This window comes from [Clostridium] aminophilum, assembly GCF_900101295.1.
GTDB classification, from domain to species: domain Bacteria; phylum Bacillota; class Clostridia; order Lachnospirales; family Lachnospiraceae; genus Clostridium_R; species Clostridium_R aminophilum_A.
In genome coordinates, this window is record NZ_FOIL01000080.1 from 1 (window position 1) to 9,620 (window position 9,620).

Annotated in this window: 10 protein-coding genes and 1 pseudogene; all 11 read left to right on the plus strand. The window is 39.7% G+C overall.

Annotation, left to right across the window (positions count from 1 at the left end; all coding sequences use genetic code 11):
• Nucleotides 1-35 precede the first annotated feature (35 nt).
• Nucleotides 36-476 (plus strand): Rrf2 family transcriptional regulator, encoded by a 441-nt coding sequence (locus tag BMW41_RS13305; protein WP_027112095.1) that lies wholly within the window; start codon nt 36-38, stop codon nt 474-476.
• A 53-nt stretch (nt 477-529) separates the two neighbouring features.
• A pseudogene (locus tag BMW41_RS15380) lies at nt 530-1,322 on the plus strand (protein-ADP-ribose hydrolase).
• 40 nt (nt 1,323-1,362) lie between these two features.
• Nucleotides 1,363-2,292: an SIR2 family NAD-dependent protein deacylase gene (locus tag BMW41_RS13315; RefSeq protein ID WP_334292500.1), complete on the plus strand. Its 930-nt coding sequence runs from the start codon at nt 1,363-1,365 to the stop codon at nt 2,290-2,292.
• Nucleotides 2,293-2,956: 664 nt separating this feature from the next.
• Nucleotides 2,957-3,838, plus strand: coding sequence for a recombinase family protein (locus tag BMW41_RS13320; RefSeq protein WP_074650649.1), 882 nt, complete (start codon nt 2,957-2,959; stop codon nt 3,836-3,838).
• A gap of 126 nt (nt 3,839-3,964) precedes the next feature.
• A complete protein-coding gene (locus tag BMW41_RS13325; RefSeq protein WP_074650651.1) occupies nt 3,965-4,177 on the plus strand; it encodes a helix-turn-helix domain-containing protein in 213 nt (70 codons plus the stop codon).
• A complete protein-coding gene (locus BMW41_RS13330; RefSeq protein WP_143050884.1) occupies nt 4,177-5,883 on the plus strand; it encodes a DEAD/DEAH box helicase family protein in 1,707 nt (568 codons plus the stop codon). Before BMW41_RS13325 ends, BMW41_RS13330 begins: the two co-directional genes overlap by 1 nt.
• Nucleotides 5,884-5,903: 20 nt before the next feature.
• Nucleotides 5,904-6,011, plus strand: coding sequence for a DUF262 domain-containing protein (locus tag BMW41_RS15090; RefSeq protein ID WP_242870359.1), 108 nt, complete (start codon nt 5,904-5,906; stop codon nt 6,009-6,011).
• A 24-nt stretch (nt 6,012-6,035) separates the two neighbouring features.
• A complete protein-coding gene (locus tag BMW41_RS15095; RefSeq protein WP_074650655.1) occupies nt 6,036-6,611 on the plus strand; it encodes a GmrSD restriction endonuclease domain-containing protein in 576 nt (191 codons plus the stop codon).
• A 595-nt stretch (nt 6,612-7,206) separates the two neighbouring features.
• Complete coding sequence (locus tag BMW41_RS13340) at nt 7,207-7,809, plus strand: DUF6088 family protein (protein ID WP_074650657.1); 603 nt, start codon at nt 7,207-7,209, stop codon at nt 7,807-7,809.
• Between the two features lie 2 nt (nt 7,810-7,811).
• Nucleotides 7,812-8,810 carry a nucleotidyl transferase AbiEii/AbiGii toxin family protein gene (locus BMW41_RS13345; RefSeq protein ID WP_074650659.1) on the plus strand — a complete coding sequence of 333 codons (999 nt, stop codon included), beginning with the start codon at nt 7,812-7,814 and terminating at the stop codon, nt 8,808-8,810.
• A 138-nt stretch (nt 8,811-8,948) separates the two neighbouring features.
• The coding region (locus tag BMW41_RS13350) for a transposase (protein ID WP_143050885.1) at nt 8,949-9,620 on the plus strand (672 nt) is incomplete at its 3' end.

A 9,620-nucleotide genomic window follows, 5' to 3' on the forward strand; every position in this document is an offset into this window, starting at 1 on the left:
TCTGCGCCGACCAAAATGGAATGGAGAGATTAAAAATGCAGATATCAAGCAGATTTACGGTTGCACTTCATATTTTTACATGTGTGGATACATTTAAAGATGAACACAAGGTAACGAGCGATTTTCTTGCCGCCAGTATAAATACGAATCCCGTCATCATTAGAAAGATACTTACTCAGCTTAAGAACGCAGGACTAATAAATGTTATCAGAGGAACAGGCGGAATAGAGCTTACAAGAGATCTTAAAGACATAACTTTTTATGATGTGTATCAGGCAATTGAGCCTTTGGAGGATGGAGATTTATTTAGATTTCATGAATCACCAAATCCAGAGTGTCCTGTTGGTAGGAATATCCATTTACTTTTGGATGATAAGTTGAAAAGCATCCAGGAAGCGATGGAATCAGAGATGAAAAAATACACTCTTAATGATTTAAGATCCGGAATGCAGGAACTGTTGGCAAAAGAAGCTTAACAATGAGACTCTGAGGTGTTTACTTCAGAGTCTTTTTTAGAAGGATGCGGAATATGTCTAATAATAAAACACAGGAAGAACGTCTTGATTATCTTGTAGAAGGATTCAAGGCAGATTCTGATGAATATAAGGAAATACAGACGCCAAATAGTACGGAAGATAAAAGACGAATCTTAAGGTCACTTATGAATATCCGTATGCCGAAAGAATTGTCCTCTGATGTAATGAAAGTACAGGATGAATATTTATTAGAGAGAGCAGCTGAAAAGGGTGTGGTGAATCTATCAGACATCCCGGTTATCAGGGATGGACTTTCTATCTGGCAAGGGGATATCACAAGACTTTCGGTGGATGTCATTGTTAATGCCGCTAATTCGCAGATGCTTGGTTGTTTTGTTCCGATGCATACTTGCATAGATAACTGTATCCATACTTTTGCAGGAGTGCAATTAAGAGCTGAGTGCTACAGGCAGATGAATGAACTTCGAATGAGACTATGAACAGCCGACCGCCGTTCCAATGCTCACTGAAGCTTATAATCTTCCGGCAAAGAAAGTAATTCATATAGTAGGACCAATTGTCCAGTACAAACTTACTCCGGAATTGGAAAAGGATTTGGAGAACTGCTATAGAAACACTTTGGATATGTGTGCTGAAAATGGCCTGAAGAGCGTTGCTTTTTGCTGTATTTCGACAGGGGTATTTCATTTTCCTAACAAAAAAGCAGCTGAGATTGCCGTTAAGACTGTATCAGAATGGCTCCGTGATAATCCTGGTAAGGTAGAAAGGGTGATATTCAATGTTTTCAAAGATGAAGATAAGGCCATTTATGAAAAACTTATATGATCATATGCCTAATGGTTATCAGGAAACTATAGAGAAAGGAATGAATGCTGTGAGATACTTTACTACAAGCAGGTCCTATGGTAAAGGAAACAAAGAAGAACAGATAAACAGACTTAAAACAGAAATCAAGGAAGCAGATGCCATTGTTATAGGTGCGGGTGCAGGATTATCAACATCAGCAGGGTTTACTTACAGTGGCGAACGTTTTGAAAAATACTTCTATGACTTTGCAAAAAGATTTGGAATAAGAGATATGTATTCAGGTGGTTTCTATCCGTTTCCGAGCGAAGAAATCCGCTGGGCCTGGTGGGCGAGACATATTTATTTTAACAGATATATTGATGCTCCAAAGCCAGTGTATAGGGATCTTCTTAAGATGGTTTCCGATAAGGACTATTTTGTTATCACAACAAATGTAGATCACCAGTTTCAAAGAGCAGGTTTTGACAAGAAAAGACTGTTCTATACTCAGGGTGATTATGGTTTGTTTCAGAGCGTGAATCCTGCTATTCAGAAAACCTTTGATAATGAAGAGTGGGTAATGAAAGCTATGGAAGCACAAGGGTTTGTAAGAGATGATCAGGGAGTATTTCAGGTACCGATTGATGGTAAGCTATTGATGAAAATTCCTTCTGAAATGATTCCAAAGTGCCCTGATGACGGCTCTGATATGACTATGAATTTGAGAGCGGATGATTCTTTTGTCGAGGATGGAGGATGGCATAGGGCATCTGCGGCATATTCTGATTTTATTCGCAGACATGAGAATCTTCATGTTCTTTATCTTGAATTGGGAGTAGGAGCTAATACGCCTGTAATAATAAAGTATCCGTTCTGGCAGATGACGCTGGCAAATGAAAAAGCGGTATATGCCTGCTTAAATTATGGTGAATCATTCTGCCCAGAGGAAATTGCAGATAGAAGCGTATGTATTGATGGTGATATTGCAACCATATTACAAGAGTCATGACCGAAATTGACTCGTTTTGACTCGTTTTGTCTCGTCTCGACCGAAAATGAAACAACATTGCAAAAAGCCCCTAATTAGTGCACAATGTACTGTGCTAGTTTAGGGGCTCTCTGCTTGGAAAGGAGCCTCGAAATGGGAAAAGATCTCAAAGGAAAAGAACTTGGAGAAGGGATTGTCTAGTGTTCCAATGGCACATATCAAGCCCGGTTCGTTGACAAATTTGGCAATCGTAGACAGAAAAAATCCAAGAAACTTCAAGATTTGAGACAGTGGCTTGCTGATGCTACCTATATTGATTAACACAGTGACTTAGACCAGGCTTCCGATATGCTTGTAGATGGCTTGGTTTGATTATTAGATCAGTATTAAGAAGCAGACAGTAAGACCTAATACGGTCAGGAATTACACAGAGCGATATGAACGCAATATCAGGTGTGTGACGGGAAATAAGCTTTTGACAGATGTGAAGCCACTTCATTGTTAGAGAGTTTTTTCAAGATGGCTGAAGAGGGTTATAAGACCACCACAATTTATCAAACTAGAATAGCTTTGTATAACATGCTTGAGTTTGCAAGAGAGAATGATGTACTCATTGCTAATCCTTGCAAGAAGTCGGTAAAGAGTGATATGGGTAAACCTTCGGCCAAGAAAGAAGCACTTACGATTGAAGAGAAAGATTGGGAACGGATATATCCGCCACAATGCAACGCTGCTTTGGACAACGGTATGTGTCCGAAGGATGCTCTGCAACCAGACGTACCTGGGGCATGTGGTGTATCACAAGTATGAGCAGGAGCCAGTAGGCGGAAATGATAAAAAGATCCTTGATCCAGATGAGTGGAAGATCGTTAAAAACATGCATGAGCCGCTTGTTAGCCAGAAGGATTTCGATAAAGCTCAGAAGCGTCTTCAGAGCAATAAGAAAGTGAAGAGAGTATATCCAAAGCACTGCCTGTCCGGCATGGTGGAGTGTGGAACCTGCGGACATAATATGCGGCATGCCAACAGCGGCAGACCAAAGTATGAATGTGCTTTTACTTACTTTAATATCAATCACAAGCATGATAGGAATTCCATCATTGATGTAGATATTGAGGCGGCTGTGTTGTCAGCACTGCAAAAGGAATTTGACTTGAAGGCGGGGTTGGAGAGTATCTATGAGGAACGAAAGGAAAGGCAGCAGGGTAAGATACATGATGCGCAGAAGCGGCTGAAAGAAATGGAACGGTCCTTAGACCAGCTGTATGAGGATCAGCAGGAGTCCTTTGAATCCTATAAGGCTGGAATGATGGAGAAGGATACCTTTATTCAGCAGAAGCAGATATATGAGCAGTTGGAAGAGCGGCTGAATGAGAAGATCCGGATGCAGAAAGAAGCGGTGGAGAAGCTTGAAGATGAGGCGGATGCCATGCCAAACGGATTATCTGTCAGTATGGGAGAAATCCAGGCTGATCATCTTACGAGAGAGCTAACAGAAGCGTTTGTAGATAAGGTTCTTGTCTGGCCAGGACAGAAGATTGAGATACGGTGGAAATTTAGGAAGTAATGAAGCGTCGGGGTGTCTGAGGGCATCCCGATTTTTTTATTTAGGGACTATTCAGGCGGTGCATATTGTGGTAGAACATCTTATGTGAATCGCATAATTTTATTATAGGGTGATTGAGGAAAGAAAATGGTCACGAACAATATTGAAATTGATATAAAAGTTAAATGTGTGGAAGAACAGATGACTCAGGCGAAACTGGCTGAGAAAGTTGGCACGCCGGCGTCCTATGTCAATAAGCTGATCAAGCGCGACGAAGGAGTTGTGAATAATACCTTCGTTAAGATGCTTGAGGCGCTTGGGTATGATATAGAACTGCATTATGTGAAGAGGGAAGGATAATGATGGATATACAGTTAAGAGATTACCAGTTGGACTGCTTGGATAAGGTTATGCCCAAAATCAATGATGGTGCAAAGCATTTGAGTGTTGTAATGACTGTTGGTTTAGGGCAGAGAACAACATCATTATTTCTTGCCAAAAAACTTGATTCTGGGGAACATGCTAAGACTGCTATGGTTTTCAGATATAAGGCTGCGTTAATGCAGACAAAAGCTGATGCAGAAAAACTTGGTATTGAATCTGCGGAGTTTTTTAGCGTGAAAGAGTTTCTCGATAATGACAAAGAATATCGATACATAGTTTTACACGATTTATCCACATATGATAGGAAACAGATTCAAGAGTGCGTTCAGAATAAAAGGAGTATTACTATTTCTTTTTCTGCCCCGGGGCAGGAGTTCGTTGGAGACAACGTGAATCCAGCAATGAATCAACGCCTGATGGCCTACATGGAAAAACTCTCTCCAGTAGTTTGCGTATATGTTACTAACGAGGTGTTGGATATAAGAGATGCCAAATATGCAGGAGAAGCTGAAAGTGTATATGTTAATAAAGAAAATCTGGCAACGGCCAACTGGCTTCAACAAGAGAGAATACAAGCTGTAAACGAACGAGATGAGGTAAAAAAACGTAATGATCGTTTGCAGGCATATATGAAAGCTATTATGCAGGCGCAAGATCAGCAAAAGATAAAAGAGCAAGCTGCTGAAATAGAGCGGTTAAAGGCGTTGCTGCAGGCGGATGAGCGAAACAAGAAAATAGAAGAACTGGAAGCGCGAGAAATAGAGTATCAAGAGCAGCTTAAGGAAAAGGATGCCAGAATTGCTCAACAGGATCAGATGATTGCATTTCAACAGGATATTTTGTCTGGCTTTGGCATTGATGCTGCTATTATTCAGGATTCTTTTGATCAGATTCAAATGGCAAGAGTATCGCTCAAAAATGATTTGGAAAGTGGTGACGATGCAGTTAAAGAGATTGCGCTGAAACAGCTTCAGGATAAGGTGGCTGAAATAGTCAGTACGCTTACACAATCTGCGTTGTCAACAAAAGATCATAAGTATTTTGAAGATTATTTAATTGGAGAACTGACGGAAGAGGTATGGGGACGGCTGGATGAAAAGAGTAAGGCCTTCTTGATTACTGCAAAGAGTAATTATGAAACCATGATCAAAATGAAGGACAGCGAAACCTTTGATTATTCTGGCGTATGCCTTCTTGTTACAAAGGCTTTAGAGGTAGAAACAACCAAGCGATTCTTCCTCTCTTATAAGAACTATCTTGCACGCAAATATAATTCTGTGTCCAGATGGCCTTTTACACTTAGGCAATGGAATAGGGGACAGATTACTGAGAATGTGATTACTGATAGTGAGTTTACTCTGGGGTCGGTTGTCTCTGTGATTGGCATGAAGCGTGAATATGATTCTGATGGAAATATAGTCGGTTATTCGGCAGGCCATATGGGTACAAAGAACGAATTCCTTGACTACGCAAGAAATGATCTTTTTAAGTTTTCCGATCGGCGTAGAGTTGAGGCGGAAATAGATAAGGATTATCACTTTATAGAAAAGGTGCGTTTGGATTATAGGAATCCATCTGCTCATCGAGATAGATTGACAATTACATCTGCCAAAGGATGTTTGGAGTATGTTATAGATGTTCAGCATATGCTTAAGGAGATGCTGAGTACAATGAAAATCTGAAAAACAGGAGGCAGGCTTTTGTGGCTTACGAAACACCACTTACGATAGCCGAGGTAATGAAGGATATTTCTGCAAATAAATATGTTCTTCCATCAATCCAGAGAGAATATGTATGGGATACAACGTAGATTGAAACTCTTTTTGATAGCCTAATGCAGGATTATCCGATAGGAACTCTCCTTTTCTGGGAGATCAGCAAGGATAAACTGGGGGATTATGATTTTTATGAGTTCCTGAAAAACTATCATGAAAAGAACTCTGCCCATAATAAGAAGGCTGATCTAAAATGCGCGGATGGAGTAACTGCGGTTTTGGATGGACAGCAACGCCTTACATCGATCTATATCGGATTAAAAGGGACATATGCCTATAGACTGAAGTATAAGCAGAAGAAAAACGATAACGCTTATCCTGTGAGAAAACTGTATTTGAATCTGATTGACACTGCCAAAGATGGCACCAATAAATATGATTTTGAGTTTAAGATCTGTGATACAGTGAAAAATACATCTGAAGAATACTGGTTTGAAGTGGGTAAGATCTTGGAGATGGATGATCTCGGAGACGTTGCTACATATGTGACGGATAATATCAGTTTTTCTGAAGAGTTCAGTTATACAAAACAGCAAGCGAAGTTTGCGACAAATACACTGTCACAGCTGCATAAGGTAATCCACACATCTCTTACGCTCAGCTATTATAAGGAAAAAAACAGACGAACTGGATAAGGTTCTGAATATCTTCATCCGGGTTAACAGCGGCGGTACTGTACTTACATATTCAGACCTTCTGCTTTCCATCGCTTCTGAACAGTGGGAGAACCACAATGCCAAGGAAGAGATAACAGATTTCGTTGAAGATGTAAATGCAATCGGTGGCGGGTTCAGAATAAATAAAGACTATGTGTTGAAAACAGCGCTTGTATTATCTGATTTTCCGGATATAGCTTTTAAGGTCACCAAAGTATTTTAGGAAGTTTTTATTCGGGATCATCTGAGCTGGATCGTCTGCAGCAGCCTTCCCAATGATCTTGTGATTTGGAATGTTATGTGAAGCCGGTTTTCATAAATCTCCATAAATCTTTATAAACATCGATAAAAGCCCATAAACATTGGGCTTTCTGAAACATCAACTCCCATATAATTTGTTATAGATTCATATAATTCATGAAAAATTGGTGCCCGAATAATGAAGTAACAAGTTGAATTATAATTATAGTTTTAGTAGCTATAGAATCTCCTAGGTCGACAAATAAATGAAAACAGAATATTGTATATTTGTCACGATAGTTGTATAATAATCGTGACAAAAAAGGAGAGCTGTATGGCTGAGAAAATATACGATAAAATTAAAAATAGAATAGCGTCATATGAAGCTGGTGAAGTCTTTTTTACGACAGATTTTAAGGATATGGCATCGTTGCCTACCATTCGTAAATGTTTGGGGCGTCAGGTAGAAGAGGGTAATATACGTCGTGTAATGGATGGCACATATGAAAAACCAAGATTTAGCAAGGTCATTCAAGAATATTTGCCTGCGGATCCGGAAAAGGTGGCAAATGCGATAGCTCAAAAGTATCATTGGACTATTTCACCATGTGGAGATATAGCATTGAACAAACTGGGATTGTCCACACAGGTTCCGGTTGTTTGGACCTATGTAAGTGATGGCCCGTATAGAGAATTTTCGTGGGATAATATTACGTTGTCCTTTAAACATAAGACAAACCGTGAGATATCGTTTATGTCACCGGTTTCCATTATGGTCGTTGAAGCACTGAAAACTCTTGGTAAGAATAATATTGATGAGAATATAGTAGCTGTTCTTAAAAATAAGTTAAATGCTGAAGAAAAGAGCATGTTGTTAAAAGAAACAACTGACTCGGCTGCTTGGATTTTTGACGTAGTAAGAAGGGTGTGCGAATAGTAATGAATCGTTTTTTGAAATTATCAGGTGAAGAAAAGAGGGAAGTATTTCAAGCTGTTTCTCTTTCGATGGGACTTAGACCCGACATTGTAGAAAAAGATTATTGGGTTTGCTTTATGTTGCATCACTTATTTCATGACTGTAAGTATAAAGATGCATTTGTGTTCAAGGGCGGTACAAGCCTTTCTAAAGCGTATCATGTTATTGAACGTTTTTCAGAGGATATAGATATTATTCTTGATTGGCGAAAGATTGTTCCGGCGGATGAAGATCCATGGAATGACAGAAGCAAAACGAAACAAGATCAGTATAATAAATTGGTAAATGCAAGGGCTGCAGAATTTTATGCATCTGATTTAGTGCCATGTTTAAATAGCGAACTAGAAGAAATCTTAGGGAGTGGTCAGTGGGTTGCTGTAGATGAAAATGATGAAATGGTTATCAATTTCTATTATCCACAATTGTTTGAGGTGGAATATCTTAGGGATAAGGTGAGATTAGAGATTGGACCATTAGCGGAGTGGCTTCCATCACATGTTACAGATATTCAATCTTTTGTATCTGAGAAGTACCCGCAATTGTTTGCTAGGAAAGTGACGGAGATTCTTACAATCGATGTTGAGAGAACATTTTGGGAGAAGCTAACCATACTGCATAAGATGGCGAATTTTCCGGCAAATAAAAATTTGCCGCCAAGGTATGCGAGACATTTGTATGATGTCTATTGCATGATGAATAGTCCGGTTAAGGAGCAAGCATTTGCTCGTAAGGAATTATTGGAGAAGGATGTCATTTTTAAGCAAAAGTTTTATTATGCTAAGAGTGCTCATTATGAAACTGCTACACTCAAGGAGATTTCGTTGATTCCGGCGGATCATATTATGGATGCAGTAAAGCAGGATTATGCTGCTATGAAGAATATGATTTATGGAGATTATCCTGGATTTGAGACTATAATTGAGCAGTTGAAGGAACTTGAAATGGAAGTGCATAATCTTTGACAGTGTCTTTACATTTGCGGGAAATAGAATATGACGAAGGGTCTGGCGCACTAACTCAAGTTAGTGCGTCGGCCCTTTTCCTGTAAAAAGAATTCAGCCGGGCTCCAAAGAGCCCGGCTGATGGTGTAAAATATAGTTATGCGACTAACCAACATTTTACAGGGTGATTATAGCAAAATCACTGTATATTATCAAATCAAGCTTCCGCTTGAACTCGAACACATGATACCGGCAAATGATTCGGTTCGCCTTCTGAGCGCATTCGTGGAGGGAATGGATCTTTCGGATCTATACACTACTTATGATAGAATCCGGAAAAATCAGGCGTCACCGAGACAAATGCTCAAGATCATGATCTACGCAGCGATGAATGGAGTATTTTCCAGCCGTGCAATCGAAACTGCATGTCACCGGGACATTAACTTCATGTATCTTCTTGAGGGGATGCCTGCGCCTGACAACAGCACGATTGCTCGTTTCGTATCTCTTCATTTATCGCAATGTTCTAAAATTATCCTTGCAGCGACAACGGAACAGCTTCGCGAATTGGGTGAAATCTCCGCGAAAACCATATTTATTGATGGTACTAAGATTGAAGCAAATGCGAATAAGTACACATTTGTCTGGAAAAAGTCTGTCACCAGGAATCAGTCAAAACTTTTTGAGAAGATCTCAACTTTCGTTCAGGAATGTGAGGCTTCTTTCGGAATACGCACAGTTTATACCGGTAACATTACCCTTCATACCCTGAAGAGACTTCGGAAGCAGCTTGTAAGGGTCAAAAAAGAAGAAGGAATTGTTTTTGTAAAA

Coding starts and splice junctions, on each gene's coding strand:
- BMW41_RS13305 (WP_027112095.1), top strand. CDS start 36: ATGCAGATATCAAGCAGATTTACGGTTGCACTTCATATTTTTACATGT.
- BMW41_RS13315 (WP_334292500.1), top strand. CDS start 1,363: ATGAATGCTGTGAGATACTTTACTACAAGCAGGTCCTATGGTAAAGGA.
- BMW41_RS13325 (WP_074650651.1), top strand. CDS start 3,965: ATGGTCACGAACAATATTGAAATTGATATAAAAGTTAAATGTGTGGAA.
- BMW41_RS13330 (WP_143050884.1), top strand. CDS start 4,177: ATGATGGATATACAGTTAAGAGATTACCAGTTGGACTGCTTGGATAAG.
- BMW41_RS15095 (WP_074650655.1), top strand. CDS start 6,036: ATGCAGGATTATCCGATAGGAACTCTCCTTTTCTGGGAGATCAGCAAG.
- BMW41_RS13340 (WP_074650657.1), top strand. CDS start 7,207: ATGGCTGAGAAAATATACGATAAAATTAAAAATAGAATAGCGTCATAT.
- BMW41_RS13345 (WP_074650659.1), top strand. CDS start 7,812: ATGAATCGTTTTTTGAAATTATCAGGTGAAGAAAAGAGGGAAGTATTT.